This is a genomic window from Vibrio sp. V01_P9A10T6, from assembly GCF_963877065.1.
In the GTDB taxonomy this organism is placed as follows: Bacteria; Pseudomonadota; Gammaproteobacteria; order Enterobacterales; family Vibrionaceae; genus Vibrio; species Vibrio anguillarum.
This window is the reverse complement of the sequence record NZ_CAWNTB010000204.1, coordinates 1-16,030: the sequence shown is the minus strand read 5'-3', so window position 1 is coordinate 16,030 and position 16,030 is coordinate 1. Positions and strand designations below refer to the sequence as shown.

General features: G+C 43.5%; 17 protein-coding genes and 1 pseudogene. 3 read left to right on the top strand and 15 right to left on the bottom strand.

The window, feature by feature from the left end:
- Window positions 1-606 precede the first annotated feature (606 nt).
- The 7 genes from AACQ21_RS15900 to dusA all read right to left on the bottom strand — a co-directional run bounded on the left by AACQ21_RS15900 (window position 607) and on the right by dusA (window position 7,588).
- Entirely contained in the window at window positions 607-1,359 is a 753-nt protein-coding gene (locus AACQ21_RS15900) for a phosphoadenylyl-sulfate reductase (RefSeq protein WP_105977192.1), read from the bottom strand.
- Window positions 1,352-3,085 (bottom strand): assimilatory sulfite reductase (NADPH) hemoprotein subunit, encoded by a 1,734-nt coding sequence (cysI, locus tag AACQ21_RS15895; protein WP_088720751.1) that lies wholly within the window; start codon window positions 3,083-3,085, stop codon window positions 1,352-1,354. The genes AACQ21_RS15900 and cysI overlap by 8 nt, the downstream gene beginning before the upstream one ends.
- Window positions 3,085-4,938, bottom strand: a complete 1,854-nt coding sequence (locus AACQ21_RS15890) for an assimilatory sulfite reductase (NADPH) flavoprotein subunit (protein ID WP_094150240.1) — start codon at window positions 4,936-4,938, stop codon at window positions 3,085-3,087. The genes cysI and AACQ21_RS15890 overlap by 1 nt, the downstream gene beginning before the upstream one ends.
- A 96-nt stretch (window positions 4,939-5,034) precedes the next feature.
- Window positions 5,035-5,265, bottom strand: coding sequence for a hypothetical protein (locus tag AACQ21_RS15885; protein WP_038149123.1), 231 nt, complete (start codon window positions 5,263-5,265; stop codon window positions 5,035-5,037).
- 166 nt (window positions 5,266-5,431) lie between these two features.
- Entirely contained in the window at window positions 5,432-6,088 is a 657-nt protein-coding gene (locus tag AACQ21_RS15880) for a TIGR04219 family outer membrane beta-barrel protein (RefSeq protein WP_019282801.1), read from the bottom strand.
- A 99-nt stretch (window positions 6,089-6,187) separates the two neighbouring features.
- Window positions 6,188-6,397, bottom strand: a complete 210-nt coding sequence (gene pspG, locus AACQ21_RS15875; protein ID WP_026027454.1) for an envelope stress response protein PspG — start codon at window positions 6,395-6,397, stop codon at window positions 6,188-6,190.
- 210 nt (window positions 6,398-6,607) lie between these two features.
- Window positions 6,608-7,588 carry a tRNA dihydrouridine(20/20a) synthase DusA gene (gene dusA, locus AACQ21_RS15870; RefSeq protein WP_105977191.1) on the bottom strand — a complete coding sequence of 327 codons (981 nt, stop codon included), beginning with the start codon at window positions 7,586-7,588 and terminating at the stop codon, window positions 6,608-6,610.
- 248 nt (window positions 7,589-7,836) lie between these two features.
- Between dusA and zur the strand changes: the two genes are divergently transcribed.
- Together zur and AACQ21_RS15860 are read left to right on the top strand one after the other, a co-directional pair.
- Window positions 7,837-8,295 carry a zinc uptake transcriptional repressor Zur gene (gene zur, locus AACQ21_RS15865; RefSeq protein ID WP_017043301.1) on the top strand — a complete coding sequence of 153 codons (459 nt, stop codon included), beginning with the start codon at window positions 7,837-7,839 and terminating at the stop codon, window positions 8,293-8,295.
- Window positions 8,296-8,313: 18 nt separating this feature from the next.
- Complete coding sequence (locus AACQ21_RS15860; RefSeq protein WP_017043302.1) at window positions 8,314-8,775, top strand: chemotaxis protein CheX; 462 nt, start codon at window positions 8,314-8,316, stop codon at window positions 8,773-8,775.
- Window positions 8,776-8,871: 96 nt separating this feature from the next.
- On the opposite strand, the gene pgi is transcribed toward AACQ21_RS15860, so the two are convergent.
- From pgi to AACQ21_RS15845, 3 genes are all read right to left on the bottom strand, one after another.
- Entirely contained in the window at window positions 8,872-10,524 is a 1,653-nt protein-coding gene (pgi, locus tag AACQ21_RS15855; protein WP_105977190.1) for a glucose-6-phosphate isomerase, read from the bottom strand.
- A gap of 221 nt (window positions 10,525-10,745) precedes the next feature.
- Window positions 10,746-11,819, bottom strand: coding sequence for an alanine racemase (gene alr / locus AACQ21_RS15850; protein ID WP_219884456.1), 1,074 nt, complete (start codon window positions 11,817-11,819; stop codon window positions 10,746-10,748).
- Window positions 11,820-11,832: 13 nt separating this feature from the next.
- Window positions 11,833-13,239, bottom strand: coding sequence for a replicative DNA helicase (locus AACQ21_RS15845; protein WP_013857915.1), 1,407 nt, complete (start codon window positions 13,237-13,239; stop codon window positions 11,833-11,835).
- A gap of 175 nt (window positions 13,240-13,414) precedes the next feature.
- Here AACQ21_RS15845 and AACQ21_RS15840 point away from each other — a divergent pair, with 175 nt between their 5' ends.
- Window positions 13,415-14,179 (top strand): DUF481 domain-containing protein, encoded by a 765-nt coding sequence (locus AACQ21_RS15840; protein WP_013857916.1) that lies wholly within the window; start codon window positions 13,415-13,417, stop codon window positions 14,177-14,179.
- 65 nt (window positions 14,180-14,244) lie between these two features.
- Here the strand turns inward: AACQ21_RS15840 and rplI are convergent, their stop codons facing one another.
- The 5 genes and pseudogenes from rplI to tuf all read right to left on the bottom strand — a co-directional run.
- Window positions 14,245-14,694, bottom strand: coding sequence for a 50S ribosomal protein L9 (gene rplI / locus AACQ21_RS15835; protein WP_013857917.1), 450 nt, complete (start codon window positions 14,692-14,694; stop codon window positions 14,245-14,247).
- Window positions 14,695-14,727: 33 nt separating this feature from the next.
- Window positions 14,728-14,955: a 30S ribosomal protein S18 gene (gene rpsR, locus AACQ21_RS15830; RefSeq protein WP_000090472.1), complete on the bottom strand. Its 228-nt coding sequence runs from the start codon at window positions 14,953-14,955 to the stop codon at window positions 14,728-14,730.
- 16 nt (window positions 14,956-14,971) lie between these two features.
- A complete protein-coding gene (gene priB / locus AACQ21_RS15825) occupies window positions 14,972-15,274 on the bottom strand; it encodes a primosomal replication protein N (RefSeq protein ID WP_026027846.1) in 303 nt (100 codons plus the stop codon).
- Window positions 15,275-15,282: 8 nt separating this feature from the next.
- Complete coding sequence (rpsF, locus tag AACQ21_RS15820) at window positions 15,283-15,651, bottom strand: 30S ribosomal protein S6 (RefSeq protein WP_013857919.1); 369 nt, start codon at window positions 15,649-15,651, stop codon at window positions 15,283-15,285.
- 211 nt (window positions 15,652-15,862) lie between these two features.
- A pseudogene (gene tuf / locus AACQ21_RS15815) lies at window positions 15,863-16,030 on the bottom strand (elongation factor Tu); the annotation flags it as partial.

Sequence of the window (16,030 nt, the reverse complement as noted above, 5' to 3'; positions counted from 1 at the left end):
TTACTCGAAAGTAAAAAAGTAATTTTAAAGCTATTGTTGTTCCAACAGAACAACAATGAATTGACTGTGCCAAAATCAAGTAAACTTGATTCTGATTGGTCACTCAGTTCATTGATAAATCTTTTTTGATTATCATCAACGAGTGCCCACACAGATTGATAGGTTTATATTGTTAAAGAGCGTTCTTCTCTGGGTTGCCGAGGCTTCCTTTGAAGAGGCGGCCATTCTAGCGAGATAATGAAAAGTGTCAAACACTTTATTAAATTATTTCGTCTTACCGATTTGACCTACTGATTGGCTGCTGGTTGGGCTTAAACCCTTACTGGCTGTGCCGTGTCAGTGAGGTCGCATTATAGAGATCGCCGTCACGTTGGCAAGCGTTATTTTATAAAAATTGCAAAAATAGCGCTTAATCACCAAATTACTGCTCAAAGCCTTATTTATTCAATTTTACTAAGATCAAGTAAACATGTTACCCACAGAGTTATGCACATTAGCTGTAATTTTTATCTTTTCAAACGTAGAAAAAGCGCCTTCAGACGCTTTTTCCGTTTCACTCATTTCTTTTTTACGCTATATAGAAGATTAAATACCTGCATCATCTCCTTAGTTATTCTCTTCATGAAGACCACACTCTCTTTTTAAGCCGAAGAAACGCGTTTCTTCTTCATTCATTCCCGGTTCCCATTTACGAGTGGTATGAGTGTCACCAACTGAAAGGTAACCTTGCTCCCACAATGGATGATACGGCAGGTGATTTTCTTGCAGATAATAATGTACATCTTTATTTGTCCAATCAATCACAGGTAGGAATTTAAACACACCATTTTGAATCGCTAAAATAGGTAATGTCGCCCGCGATTGTGATTGCTCTCGGCGTAGGCCAGAAAACCAAGTACCAATATCTAGTTCATCTAACGCTCTTCGCATCGGTTCTACTTTATTAAGGTGATTGTATTGTTCAATGCCAGTAACGCCTTGTTCCCAAAGTTTACCGTAACGTGCCTCCTGCCATGATGGACTTATCGTAGCGCTGAAGATATGCAGATTAAGATTTAGGTGCTCCGTGAGCTGGTCAATAAATTGATATGTTTCAGGAAACAAATAGCCAGTATCCGTCAATACCACTGGTATATCGCTTTTTACGCTAGAAACCAGATGCAGCATCAATGCGGCTTGAATGCCAAAGCTAGAAGAAAGCGCATGGGTTCCTTCTAGATTCTCAATCGCCCACATCACTCGCTGCTGCGCTGTTAACGTTTCGAGATAAGCATTTAATGGGGCAAGGCGTAACGTTTGCTCTACTTTAGTTAGCGCCAATAACTCGGACAATTTAGGAACTACTGGTACTTCAAGCATAGAAATCTCTCTTAGAGATGATCACCTCTTCTATAATGCCGGTGCGAATGGTGAAATCGCCAAAACCCTCGTTGGATTGACGCTCTAGCGCCCAGCGGCCGACTAGATGGTCAATTTCTTCTAGGATCTGTTTATCGGTAATGTTTTCTTTATACATTTTAGGCACACGTGTGCCCGCTCTATTGCCGCCAAGATGTAGGTTGTAGCGACCGGGAGCTTTACCAACTAAACCAATTTCAGCCAACATGGCTCGGCCACATCCGTTCGGACAACCTGTGACACGTAAGATAATGTTTTCTTCTTTAGGTAACGCATGTTTTTGTAGGATCGTCTCTACATCCGTTACAAATTGAGGGAGGAAACGTTCCGCCTCAGCCATAGCTAATGGACATGTAGGGAAAGAGACACACGCCATCGAATTTTTACGTTGCTCACTCACATTGTCATTGATCAAACCATGCTGACGCGCAATCTGCTCAATCGTAGCTTTTTGTACAGCAGGTACTCCCGCTACGATGAGGTTTTGATTGGCCGTCATACGAAAATCACCTTGGTGGATTTTAGCAATTTCTGCCACACCACTCTTTAGCGGTTTATCAGGGAAATCGAGTAAACGACCATTTTCGATGAAAAGTGTTAAATGATGCTTACCATCGATGCCTTCAATCCACCCAATCCGATCACCACGTTCTGTGAGCTCGTAAGGGCGGCTGACCGCAAACTCAATACCAGCACGCTTTTCAACTTCGGCTTTGAACACATCGACGCCCACTCTATCGAGTGTGTATTTAGTTTTTGCATTTTTACGATTAGACCGGTTTCCCCAATCACGCTGAGTCGTAACCACAGCGGCGGCGACTTCTAAGGTTTTATCCAAAGGAATAAATCCGAAATCATCAGCACGACGCGGGTAAGTAGAAGTATCACCGTGCGTCATGGCTAGGCCGCCACCCACCAGCACATTAAAACCAACTAACCGACCTTGTTCGGCAATCGCAACAAAGTTTAAATCGTTGGCATGTACATCCACATCGTTTTGGGGCGGAATAACCACTGTCGTTTTGAACTTACGCGGTAAGTAGTTATTACCTAAAATCGGCTCTTCATCTGTAGTTTCTAGTTTTTCACCATCCAACCAAATTTCGGCATAAGCGCGCGTTTTAGGTAACAGATGTTCCGAAATCTTCTTCGCCCATTCGTAAGCTTCCTGATGCAGTTCAGACTCCACAGGATTGGACGTACACAGTACGTTACGGTTCACATCACCCGCGGTGGCAATCGAATCAATACCAATGCTGTTTAACGTTTGATGCATCAATTTAATGTTAGGCTTCAATACCCCGTGAAACTGAAAGGTTTGGCGAGTGGTTAAACGAATGCTGCCATATAGGCTGTGCTCAGTTGCAAATTTATCTATCGCTAGCCATTGTTTCGGCGTGATGATCCCGCCAGGCATGCGCGCACGTAACATCACATTGTGCAGAGGTTCTAACTTTTGTTTTGCACGTTCGTTACGAATATCGCGATCGTCTTGTTGATACATGCCATGAAAGCGAATCAACTGAAAGTTGTCAGCACTAAAGCCACCAGTGATGTGATCTTGCAGATCTTGCTCGATCGTCCCACGTAAAAAGTGACTTTCACGTTTCAAGCGCTCGTTATCTGACAATGGGCCTAGCTCTTGTCCTAATACTTCTTGATGATTAGATTGTTGTTTGGTGCTCATTAGTACACATCCCTTTGATAACGTTTTGCTTTGCGCAGATCGTTGATATATGTCTCTGCCTGTTCACGTGATAACCCACCTTGCTGCTGTGCAATAACAATTAGTGCATCATGCACATCTTTCGCCATGTGCGTTGCATCACCACAGACATAAAGATACGCACCGTTTTGAATCCATTGCCAGACCAGTTCGGATTGTTCAAGTAATCGATGCTGAACGTAGACTTTCTCATGTTGATCACGGCTAAACGCCACATCTAGACGACTCAGCACACCGGATTTCAGATATTTTTGCCACTCAACTTGATAGAGAAAATCTTGAGTAAATGTACGATCACCAAAAAACAGCCAGTTTTTTCCTTTTGCTTCACGGTTATCACGCTCTTGAATAAAGCTACGAAATGGCGCAATTCCGGTGCCAGGACCAATCATGATAATAGGCACGTTATCATCTTGAGGTAGTTTGAAATTATTATTGTGTTCAATGAAAACCTTTACCTTGTCGCCCTCTTCTAAGCGCTGGCCAAGATAACTGGACGCTCCCCCAAAACGGTGCTCATCTTGGTGTGTATACTGAACAATGCTGACGGTAAGATGCACTTCATCTTCAACTTCGCTTTGACTTGATGCGATAGAATAAAGACGCGGCGTTAAACGACGTAATAAAGAGAGTAGCGCTTGGGCCGTCAGTTTAGTTTGCTTCTCTCGCAGTACATCAATCACTTGATGATGGCTCGCGTACAATCTGAGCTTCTCTTTATCCTCCACCAGCTCAAGCAGTTTCGTACAACCAGATAACTCAGCAAACTTGGTCACCATCTGAGGATTTGCAGCCGTAATTTCATATTTATGCATTAAAGCACTATGGATGGATAAACTTTCGCCATCGACGTCAACACTTTCGACACCCGATAGCCCAGTCGCAGATAACACGGCATTGACTAACTCTGTATCGTTTTCATACCATACTCCAAGCGCATCCCCAGACTGATACGTTATACCTGACTCACCCAAGTCAATTTCAATGTGGCGCACCTCTTTTCCTGAATCTCGCCCAGTAATTTTTTGACTCGTCAGTAAAGTCGCACTGTAAGGATTTTGCTTACTGTATTGAGATAGATGACTCGTGGTTTGACTCACGGGTAATTGCACAACTTGCGCAGGCGTACTTGCAAAAGCTTCTTTTACCACTGCTAATGCTTTGGCTTTCCACTCGGCGGCTTGATGTTCGTAATCAACGTCGCAATCCACTCGCTCAATAAAACGTTTGGCACCAAGCTGCTCTAAAAATGCATCAAAATCTTTACCCGTTTGGCAGAAAAATTCATAACTGGAGTCACCTAAGCCAATCACACCATATTGCAAGTGAGGTAATTTCGGCGCTTTCTTGGATTGTAAAAATTCATGCAGCGCTAATGCATTGTCAGGGGCTTCGCCCTCGCCATTGGTCGATGCAACAAAAATAACATGCGTTTCTTTCGCAAGATCTTTGCCTTTGTAATCACTCGCATCGAATAATTGAACCGCGATACCGGCAGCCTGAGCTTCTCTTTCCAATCCTTCAGCAAGGCCTTTTGCATTGCCTGTTTGAGAAGCGAAAATAATGGTTAATTGAGTCGCAGGCTCCGTTGATACTAAAGTGGCTGCTTGTGAGCTGGAAGTAGAAATGCTTGATGCTTGAGACTGACTGAGGCCCCAAAAATATCCGCTAACCCAAGCAAGCTGCTGCGGGGAAAGTTCTGAAATAGTACGCTGCAATCCGTTCAGTTGCGCGTCATTGAGTGGGCTAGCTAAACTGGCTAGCTCTTGGGGTATGGTATTTCCTGAAGACATGGTCACGACTTCCCTATTCATTGCGTGACAATAGATTAACCACTCTCTTTAATAACAAGAAAGAATAGATAAGTATGTTTTATAACTTTTTGGAAGTAGGCATTACGCTTAATTCTCTCATTTAGACTCGACTCGAACTTGCTTAAAACCCACCTCCATAGCCGATTTAGAGGCAAGATCCAGATCGGTATACTGGCATTCGTCACCCTGAGAATCGGTTAATAGCACGAACCCACCACGGCAATGCCGAAACTCGACTATCCAATGCCCTTCTTGGAAAGAAGGTTCAATAATGGCTTCGATAAGCTTGTTCTCACGATACAAGTCCCTTAACTCGGTAATCGTCATCACCACACCATTTTCACATTATTCACTCGTGAATTAAGCATGGTACATTTTGCTTATTCTGCTAAGAAATTGCGCAATAATATAATTGTCAGTTATAAAAAACGCCACCTTGTAGAGGTAGCGTTTTATGGAAAATGCATTTAGCGCGTAAGTATCGAATCGATACTTAAAATTGAAATTCAGCCCCCAAGAACCAACCATCAACAAAGACAAATGAGTTTTTCGTTTTTGGGTCAAGTTCGGTGAATTCAAGATCAATCACACGATAGCCGCCACGCAATGCGACATTGCCAGCACGAATAGGTATGGAATACTGCAAACCCGCTAGTACATCTGCGCTTTTAATTCCGCCACTATCACCAAAATCAAACTGCCCAATCACATCAACTTGGGTATTGGGAATTTTAATTGTGGCATAGGCATACCAGTTAAAAGTCGTCTTATCAAAACTGTACTTCAAGCTATCTGGTGCTTGATACTGAGAACCACTATATTGAGTGAATGTAACACCCGCATCGAACGACATTAACTGTCGCTCTAACAGATTGTAATACAAGGTATAGTCGTACTTATCAAAGGATGCATAATCCGCCTCAAGCGTTGTATAACGAATACTCGCATTGGGCAAATAAGGTAGCTGATGCTCAAAAGCAACGTGGATTGAAGGTGTCTTCACATCATCACGACGAGTATTGTCGATTTTAGTGCTGCCCCACCACATGTCAGCACCAACTTCTCCACGATAAAATGATTCTGCTTGAACCGATGCGGTTGACATCATCATCGCCACACTGACCAACGCTAACCAAATTGGTTTATTCATCCCTATTGCTCCCTATTTATTCGCTACTAATGCATGTTCTTAATTGAACGCGATAGTAGCATATTCCTGAAGTGAGTTAACGTTTCGTTGACTGCCACATTAGCGAGGGGTGTACACCACATGACGGAAGAACCAGACCCCCAAAACAATCACAATGATCCAAGGTAGTAGCTTAAACATCACTCCAATCATGCCTAGTAATGCCAATACTATGAAGCCCATGACCGTCGCAATAAACACAGTCGCCAAAGTGATGCCTGTCGCCAATAAAGTTGCAATAAAAACCAATAAGAAAATAAGTTCAAACATGATGCTTTCCTCCGTTTCTCTTACCACTAGCAGATATCGAGCCAACTTGTTATCACCACCTCTGATTTCAAGTCAAGACCAAAAAAATCACAGTTTCTTGGCCAATCAAGCACTTGAAAAGCAATATTTATTTCAATAAAAAAGCTAAATAACACCGAGTCATTTAGCCTTTCTATTGTTGGTAAAAATCACCACTTAAGTTGGTAATTTTTACACATTCAACTCTTTCGGAATTTTTGCTAATGCCGCTTGCACGACTTCAATTCCCGCACCGGGCTTATGCGCATTCTCACTGATATAACGTCGCCATTGACGAGCACCTGGCATATTTTGGAACATACCTAACATATGGCGGGTAATATGACCAAGGTAAGACCCCTGAGCTAATTGACGTTCAATATAAGGAAGCATCTCTTCAATAATTTGAGAACGTTTTTTAATCGGCGTATCCATGCCAAAAATGCTCTGATCCACTTCCGCCAACAAATAAGGGCTTTGATAAGCTTCCCGTCCAATCATTACGCCATCAAGATGCTGTAAATGCTCACTGACTTCAGCTAAGGTTTTGACACCGCCATTCACAGCAATGACTAAATGTGGGAAATCTTTTTTCAGCTGATATGCCCGTGAGTAATCTAACGGCGGTATTTCACGGTTCTCTTTTGGGCTCAAACCACTAAGCCACGCCTTACGCGCATGAATAGTAAACTGTTCACAGCCCCCTTTCTCTGATACCAATGAAATAAAATCAGTCAAAAATTCATAAGAATCCATGTCATCAATACCAATACGCGTCTTCACGGTTACCGGAATATCAACTACTGATTTCATCGCTGCAACGCAATCCGCCACCAGTTGCGGCTCTGCCATTAAACAAGCACCAAAACGACCATTCTGGACGCGATCGGACGGACAACCCACATTGAGGTTGATTTCATCGTACCCATACTGCTGGGCAAGTTTAGCACAATGAGCAAGGTCTTGAGGATTCGAACCACCCAATTGTAACGCTACTGGGTGTTCCTCCTCGTTGTAAGCCAAGAAGTCCCCTTTACCATGAATGATCGCGCCTGTCGTGACCATCTCGGTATACAGTAACGTTTGCGAGGACAGCAAGCGATGAAAATATCGGCAGTGGCGATCTGTCCAATCGAGCATCGGTGCTACTGATAGCCTACAAGGGTGAGTCATGATTTAGATATCCCAATTCAGTCAGTTTCAATGGCTAAACTTACAGCCAAAAACAAAGTTTGGCATTGTAATCGCTTCGAGTTTATAGCGCCAACAGTTCTTCTTCTGTATCGTTTTGCATCGATATAAGGTAATTTAAGTACTATTTTCGTTGCAAACAACGATCACATCGCTAACTAACTCCAGAAAATGTTGTAGGCTACAAGGCTATTAATCTGGAAATAGTATATTATTAAAGTCCAATGGTTATGGTGATGAATTTGGACCACAAGCTAACGAAACAAATAGAAGAACTATGCGCAGCGAGAGGAGTACGACTAACTTCTCAACGAAAGAGAGTGTTTGAACTGATTTGTTCAAGCAAAAAAGCATCCAGTGCTTATGAATTGCTTGAAGATTTAAAGCAAAGCGAGCCCCAAGCGAAACCACCAACGGTGTATCGTGCTCTGGACTTTTTGTTAGAACAAGGCTTTATTCATAGAGTGGAGTCAACAAATAGCTTTATTTCATGTTGCTCTTGTAATGCTAATAAGCATTTTTCACACCTATTAATTTGTGACAAATGTGGCAATGTTATTGAACTTCAAGATGATAGTCTGATAGCCTTGCTAGCAAGCAACGCTGAGAAACACGGTTTTAACATCGTTAATCACGTTATTGAATCTCATGGTGTTTGCCAAACGTGTTCCTCAAGTCTGAAAGTATAAAAACAGTAGAAGAAGGTTATGCGCGCTGAATTTGTAAACCCGTTTTTAGCTTCTTTAATGAACGTGTTAAAAACGATGGCTTCATTAGAGTTGAAGCCACAGAAACCTCGTGTAAAGAAAGATGAGATTGCCCGTGGTGATGTCTCTGGCTTGATTGGTATGGTTGGTAGTCAAAGCCGTGGTTCAATGTCTATTACTTTTGATGAAAGTCTAGCATTGGAAATCATGCAAAATATGTTAGGTGAACGCCCCAACGGTCTCAATGAAGAAGTGACAGATATGGTCGGCGAAATCACCAACATGGTGACAGGCGGAGCTAAACGTATTCTTGCCGAGAGTGGTTTTGACTTTGATATGGCAACTCCGGTTGTTGTCTCAGGAAAAGGCCACACGATTCGTCATAAATGCGAAGGTGCAATTATTATCATGCCGTTTACCTCTCAGTGGGGTAACGCTTTTATCGAAATCTGTTTCGAGTAAGCTCTTTCATTAAAGAAAAAAAGGTTGATACCGTTAAGTATCAACCTTTTTTATTTGGATAAAACCTTACTCACATCCAAGTAAGGTTTTGACGCATTACGCTTTAAATGTCTTAAACGCGTTAATCAAACCATTGGTTGAGCTGTCGTGTGAACTCACTTGAGCATCATCGGCTAACTCAGGCAGAATTTGGTTTGCTAACTGCTTACCAAGCTCAACGCCCCATTGATCGAAACTGAAGATATTCCAAATAACACCCTGTACGAAAATTTTATGCTCGTACATCGCAATCAGGTTGCCCAAAGTGCGTGGCGTGATCTGCTTAACTAAGATTGAGTTGGTTGGGCGGTTTCCTTCAAACACTTTAAATGGTGCGATTGCCGCCATTTCTTGTGCTGATTTGCCCGCCGCTTTTAGCTCAGCTTCAACGGTTTGCTGCGTTTTTCCAAACGCTAACGCTTCTGTTTGAGCAAAAAAGTTCGACATCAATTTTTGGTGATGATCACCCGCTGGGTTATGGCTGAGCGCTGGCGCAATAAAATCACACGGGATCAATTTTGTTCCCTGGTGGATCAATTGATAAAAGGCGTGTTGACCATTAGTACCGGGCTCACCCCAAATGATTGGACCCGTTTGGTAAGTGACCGCTTGACCGTTACGATCTACGTATTTACCGTTTGATTCCATATTGCCCTGTTGGAAATAAGCGGCAAAGCGATGTAAGTATTGGTCATAAGGCAGAATCGCTTCTGATTCGGCGCCGTGGAAGTTGTTATACCAAATACCAATCAAGGCTAGGATCACAGGAATATTTTGCTCAAAAGGTGTCGCCACAAAATGTTGATCCATCTCATGCGCGCCGGACAGCAGTTCCACAAAATTGTCATAGCCTACAGCCAATACAATGGATAGACCAATCGCTGACCATAGTGAGTAGCGTCCACCGACCCAATCCCAAAATTCGAACATGTTGTCTGTATCAATACCAAACTCAGCGACTGATTTCGCATTAGTCGACAGCGCCGCAAAGTGTTTTGCAACATGAGTTTCATCGCCTGCTTCCGCTAAGAACCAATCACGAGCCGTATGTGCATTGGTCATGGTTTCTTGGGTAGTAAACGTCTTTGAAGCCACTAAAAATAGCGTGGTTTCTGGATTGACTTTTTTCAACGTTTCAACGATGTGTGTTCCATCAACGTTAGAAACGAAATGAAGATTAAGATGATTCTTATACGGCGCAAGTGCTTCTGTGACCATGTATGGGCCAAGGTCTGAACCACCAATACCAATGTTGACAATATCGGTAATCGCTTTACCAGTGTAACCTTTCCATTCACCAGTAATCACTCGTTCAGAAAACGATTTCATCTTCTCAAGTACCGCATTCACGGCTGGCATCACATCTTCACCATCAACCATGACCGGAGTGTTACTGCGGTTGCGTAACGCAGTGTGCAGTACGGCACGGCCTTCAGTTTGGTTGATCGCGCCGCCTTTCAGCATAGCGTCGATGGCTGACTTTAGTTCAGTCTCATTCGCCAATGCTTGTAAATGTTGTAAGGTCTCTTCGTTGATCAAATTTTTTGAGTAATCAACAAGAATATCAGAACCAAAACGAGTCGAGAATTTATCGAAACGTTGTGTATCTTGTGCAAAAAGCGATTTAAGGTCCATATCTTGCGCTGATTCAAAATGCGCAGTCAGTGCTTTCCAAGCGTTGGTTTGCGTTGGATTGATATTTTTCAACATGGTATCTATCCCGATGTGACAGTAGGTTTTATTCCTATCATTCCTAAACTCTGTTTCAAAATGATGGAATCCCCGATTGAGCAAAAAAAGAAAATGGTATCGACTGCCTATATTTGGAAGGCAACACGTCGTTATTCGTTTTGTGAGCGCCATTATGACGCAGCTTACCCGCTCTCATATTGAGTTAGGTCAGGTAAACCTAATGGGTGCATACTCTGGCTTTATTGATACGACATCTCAACACGAGAAGTGAGTTTCGTCACTAACTCGTAAGCGATCGTGCCGATGTGAGAGGCCACTTCTTCTACTGGTAGCTCTTTTCCCCATAAAATAACCTCATCGCCCACCTTATCGCAGGCTTGCGGACCGAGATCGACCGTAAGCATATCCATTGAAACTCGGCCTGCAATCGGCACTTTACGCCCATTGACAACAACCGGAGTTCCATTGGGTGCAGTACGAGGATAGCCATCGCCATAGCCAATTGCGATAACACCAACCTTAGTGTCACGCAAGCTTGTCCAAGTGGCACCGTAGCCGACACTCTCTCCCGCCTTAACATCACGCACTGCGATCAAATGTGATTTTAATGTCATTACAGGTTGATAGCCCAGCGCTTGCGCCGAGTTATCATCAAAAGGAGAAACGCCATACATAATAATACCTGGGCGAACCCACTCTAACTGGCTGTGCTTCCAAGCTAATAAACCAGCGGAGGCAGCAAGTGATCTTTCACCCTCATGACCTTTTGTCATTGCTAAAAATAGCTCAATTTGCTCAGAAGTGGTTGATTTATCGAGTTCATCGGCACAACCAAAATGACTCATATAACGCAATGGCTTCACTACGTTTTTACACGCTTGCAAACGTTCTAAAAAATCGGGGTATTGCTCTGGGCGCACACCTAAACGATGCATTCCGCTATCGATTTTCAACCAAACATTGACTGGGACATCCAATTGAGCTTGCTCTAAGGCGAGTAACTGCTCTTCACAGTGAACCACGGTTTGAATGTTATTGGTCACCAATACAGCAAGATCCATCGGGGAATAAAAACCTTCAAGCAACAAGATAGGTTTTACCACACCGCTCGCTCTCAGTTGCAGCGCTTCTTCAATGCGCGCCACGCCAAATGCATCCGCGCCCAGTGCATGTTTCGCGACATGCCGAAGCCCATGACCATAGCCATTTGCTTTGACCACCGCCATAATTTTACTGTTTGGGGCCTGCTGTTTTACTCGCTGTAGGTTGTGCTTTAACGCATCGAGATCGATGCAGGCGGTTGCCGCTTTCATATAGCTCATCAAATTACTCATCGTCAAATGCAGGGCCTGCATAGTTGTCAAAACGAGAATACTGCCCTTGGAAGGTCAACCGTACAGAACCAATCGGACCGTTACGTTGCTTACCTATAATAATCTCTGCGATACCCTTTAACGAACTATCAGGGTGATACACCTCGTCGCGATAGATGAACATGATCAAATCGGCATCTTGTTCTATCGAACCGGATTCACGCAAGTCGGAGTTGACTGGACGTTTATCGGCGCGCTGCTCCAACGAACGGTTAAGCTGCGATAAAGCCACCACGGGCACATTCAATTCTTTAGCCAGCGCTTTTAACGAGCGAGAGATCTCCGCAATTTCTAAAGTACGGTTATCCGATTGCGAAGGAACTCGCATCAACTGCAAGTAGTCGACCATGATGAGCGACAAGCCGCCATGCTCGCGCGCAATACGACGAGCTCTAGAACGAACCTCGGTAGGCGTGAGACCTGAGCTATCATCTATGTACATATTTTTCTTTTCCATGAGAATACCCATGGTAGACGAAATTCGTGCCCAATCCTCATCATCCAGCTGCCCAGTACGAATTTTGGTTTGATCAACGCGAGAAAGCGATGCCAACATACGCATCATGATTTGTTCAGCCGGCATCTCAAGAGAGAAGATAAGAACCGGTTTTTCTTGCTCCATGGCCGCGTTTTCACACAAGTTCATGGCAAACGTCGTTTTACCCATAGAAGGGCGAGCAGCTACAATGATCAAATCAGAACCTTGTAAACCAGCCGTTTTCTTATTGAGATCAGCAAACCCCGTATTCACGCCCGTGACACCATCTTGTGGTGTTTTATAAAGCAGTTCAATACGCTCTAAAGTTCTTTCTAAAATCGAATCAACATTCTGCGGGCCTTCATTTTCACTGGTACGCTCCTCAGCAATGGCGAACACTTTACTTTCAGCCAGATCGAGCAAATCTTCTGAACTGCGCCCTTGCGGATCATAACCTGCATCCGCAATCTCGTTGGCAACACCGATAAGGTTACGCACCAACGCTCGTTCCGCTACGATTTCGGCATAAGCATTAATGTTAGCCGCACTGGGCGTATTTTTCGCCAAATCCGCTAAATAGGCAAAACCGCCGACATCTTCCAGCTGTTCGCGACGCTCGAGATACTCAGATAGCGTAATAAGATCGAGCGGCTTACTGGCTTCCAAAATCGATTTGGCTGCATCAAAAATTAGGCGATGCGCACGGCTATAGAAGTCTTTGCTGACTACACGCTCTGCCACCGTATCCCAACGTTCGTTATCCAATAGCAAGCCTCCAATCACTGATTGCTCAGCTTCGATCGAATGTGGAGGAACTTTAATTGCGTCGACTTGTGCGTCAAACGGTTTACGATTTCGTTGATCTGTTCGTGGTGCAGCCATGACTTCGCTCAATACTATCTAATGACCGACCATTATAGCCAGAATAGATCATTTGTAATTATGTAAACGAAACTTTGTGTTTATCTCGTAGAGAATTAACCTCATGCTGACCAAACAGAACCGCCCTACACCTACTATTTCGCCCACTATTTTTTATTCACTTTAGGGGTGCTTCGTGTCCAAAATTTGGTTTCTTAGTTTTAGCCTGTTCGCGATGAGTGCAGCTTATGCTAATGAGGATCTTAAAAACGATACGGAAATCGAAGTTCCTTCTCCTTGGAATAGCCAAGTCGAATTGGGTTACCAAGCCCACTCAGGTAATACTGATTCAGAGTCATTGAATTCACGAGTCAAGACAGAATACATAACAGGTCGCCATCGAACCAATGGTGAGTGGAAATTGTATCGTCTTGATAAAAATGGAAAAGAGAATAAGCGGCAGGCAAACTATTCGCTGCAAAGTGACTATAAGTTAGCTTCAAAAGCCTATCTATACGCAAACTTTAACGGTGTTGATTCGAAATACAGCGCCTATTTCAAAGACTACACGCTATCTGGTGGAATGGGTTACCAATTGATGAATACCGACATATTGCTATTAGAGATTGAAATAGGGCCCGGTTTTCGTTACCAAAAACCCAATCTAGATGAGATATCAAGTACAGATATTGTATTTGCAAATACAGTCGAAGAAGTCATATTTCGTGGTAACTTAAAAGGTGTTTGGGCAACTTTCGATAATTTAACCATCTCCTCTGAACTGACTCTTGTCGCAGGAGAAAGTAACATCAGAACCGATAGCGAACTCATTTTAACCAACCACATTACTGATTCGATTGCGTTGAAAGTGAACTTGTCTCGCCAATACCACGATAAGGTTCCAGCAGGACTAAGTAAAGCCGATAGCGTCACTTCATTTAGTTTACAGTTTCGTTTCTAGGTAGTTTGAAGATAAAAAAAAACACCAGCCAAGGCTGGTGTTTTCAATTCATCCGAAGACTGAAATTACTCAGCAACGATTTGAATTTTCGCAGTTGCAAACACTTCTGAGTGAAGTTGGATGCTCACTTCGAAAGAACCTACGTTACGTAGAGCACCTTCAGGTAGACGAACTTCGCTCTTAGATACTGCAACACCTGCCGCTGTAATAGCGTCAGCGATATCACGAGTACCAATAGAACCAAATAGTTTACCTTCATCGCCCGCTTTAGAAGTAATAACAACAGCTTCAAGAGCGTTAACTTGTTCAGCACGAGCTTGAGATGCAACAAGTTGCTCAGCAACTTTAGCTTCAAGTTCAGCACGACGAGTTTCAAACATTTCAACGTTAGATTTAGTTGCCATTACAGCCTTACCTTGTGGGATAAGGAAGTTACGAGCATAACCAGATTTCACGCTTACAGTGTCGCCAAGGCTGCCTAGGTTACCGATTTTATCAAGTAGAATAACTTGCATTGATTAATCCTCTTTCTTAATAAACGGTGCCAATTACTGATGTTTATCAGTGTATGGCAATAGAGCTAGGTAGCGAGAACGCTTGATTGCACGAGCTAGCTGACGTTGGTATTTAGCGCTAGTACCAGTGATACGGCTAGGTACGATTTTACCAGCTTCAGTTATGTAGTTTTTAAGAGTTGCTACATCTTTGTAATCAATCTCTTGTACGCCTTCTGCAGTGAAACGGCAGAATTTACGACGACGGAAGAAACGAGCCATGGGCTATCTCCTGATCTTAAATTTGAGTAATGTGGTCGGCATGTAGCACCAATTTACCTACGCCATTATGGCTAGTTTGGTAAGCGACAAAGCCACTTACGGTTATGGTGCTGCCTTGTACTAAGTGTTGAGTGAGATTCGTTGACCTTTGCCCACTGACGACTACCGGCATACGACAATAGACTTGTCTCGGTAAATCAGCTTCTATCACTGTTGAGCGATGTTCAAGCCAGAAACGGCAATGTTCAATACCCGCAGGACTTTGGCTTCGAATGGGAGGTTTTGCGACAGTGCCACTCAACTCCATCCGATTGGTCATCAAATCAATTACTCAGCGTCTGCATCGAAACGAGTTTCATCACGCTTAGAACGCTCTTCTTTAGCTTTCAGCATGATTGATGGCTCGGTGATAGCAGCTTTAGTACGCATGATCATGTTACGTAGAACTGCATCGTTAAAACGGAAAGCAGTTTCTAGCTCATCAATCACAGCTTGGTCAGCTTCAACGTTCATAAGAACGTAGTGAGCTTTGTGAAGCTTGTTGATTGGGTAAGCCATTTGACGACGACCCCAATCTTCTAAACGGTGGATAGTACCGCCAGTTTCAGTGATAGAACCAGTGTAACGCTCGATCATGCCAGCAACTTGCTCGCTTTGATCTGGGTGCACCATGAATACGATTTCATAATGACGCATCGGTTGCTCCTTACGGATTATTCAGCTTCCAGGTTTGGCTCGGTCGTCCATAGGAAGCAAGGAACGAAAAAAAAAGACCGAGAATTAAGGACGGCAAATAGTACAGAAACGAAGCAGGATTAGCAAGGGAAATGTACTAAGGGTCACATCAAACAAAAAGGGAAGCCTAAGCTTCCCTTTTTAATGCAGTGTGTGCATAAATTATCGAAAATTAAGCGATAACTTTAGCAACAACACCAGCACCTACTGTACGACCGCCTTCACGGATCGCGAAACGTAGACCTTCATCCATCGCGATTGGAGCGATTAGCTCTACAACCATTTGGATGTTGTCACCTGGCATTACCATCTCTACGCCTTCTGGTAGAGAGATATCGCC

Excerpts from the sequence above, each read along its gene's own strand:
- AACQ21_RS15900 (WP_105977192.1), bottom strand. The coding sequence starts at position 1,359 with ATGCTTGAAGTACCAGTAGTTCCTAAATTGTCCGAGTTATTGGCGCTA.
- cysI (WP_088720751.1), bottom strand. The coding sequence starts at position 3,085 with ATGAGCACCAAACAACAATCTAATCATCAAGAAGTATTAGGACAAGAG.
- AACQ21_RS15890 (WP_094150240.1), bottom strand. The coding sequence starts at position 4,938 with ATGAATAGGGAAGTCGTGACCATGTCTTCAGGAAATACCATACCCCAA.
- AACQ21_RS15885 (WP_038149123.1), bottom strand. The coding sequence starts at position 5,265 with ATGACGATTACCGAGTTAAGGGACTTGTATCGTGAGAACAAGCTTATC.
- AACQ21_RS15880 (WP_019282801.1), bottom strand. The coding sequence starts at position 6,088 with ATGAATAAACCAATTTGGTTAGCGTTGGTCAGTGTGGCGATGATGATG.
- pspG (WP_026027454.1), bottom strand. The coding sequence starts at position 6,397 with ATGTTTGAACTTATTTTCTTATTGGTTTTTATTGCAACTTTATTGGCG.
- dusA (WP_105977191.1), bottom strand. The coding sequence starts at position 7,588 with ATGACTCACCCTTGTAGGCTATCAGTAGCACCGATGCTCGATTGGACA.
- zur (WP_017043301.1), top strand. The coding sequence starts at position 7,837 with ATGGTGATGAATTTGGACCACAAGCTAACGAAACAAATAGAAGAACTA.
- AACQ21_RS15860 (WP_017043302.1), top strand. The coding sequence starts at position 8,314 with ATGCGCGCTGAATTTGTAAACCCGTTTTTAGCTTCTTTAATGAACGTG.
- pgi (WP_105977190.1), bottom strand. The coding sequence starts at position 10,524 with ATGTTGAAAAATATCAATCCAACGCAAACCAACGCTTGGAAAGCACTG.
- alr (WP_219884456.1), bottom strand. The coding sequence starts at position 11,819 with ATGAAAGCGGCAACCGCCTGCATCGATCTCGATGCGTTAAAGCACAAC.
- AACQ21_RS15845 (WP_013857915.1), bottom strand. The coding sequence starts at position 13,239 with ATGGCTGCACCACGAACAGATCAACGAAATCGTAAACCGTTTGACGCA.
- rplI (WP_013857917.1), bottom strand. The coding sequence starts at position 14,694 with ATGCAAGTTATTCTACTTGATAAAATCGGTAACCTAGGCAGCCTTGGC.
- rpsR (WP_000090472.1), bottom strand. The coding sequence starts at position 14,955 with ATGGCTCGTTTCTTCCGTCGTCGTAAATTCTGCCGTTTCACTGCAGAA.
- priB (WP_026027846.1), bottom strand. The coding sequence starts at position 15,274 with ATGACCAATCGGATGGAGTTGAGTGGCACTGTCGCAAAACCTCCCATT.
- rpsF (WP_013857919.1), bottom strand. The coding sequence starts at position 15,651 with ATGCGTCATTATGAAATCGTATTCATGGTGCACCCAGATCAAAGCGAG.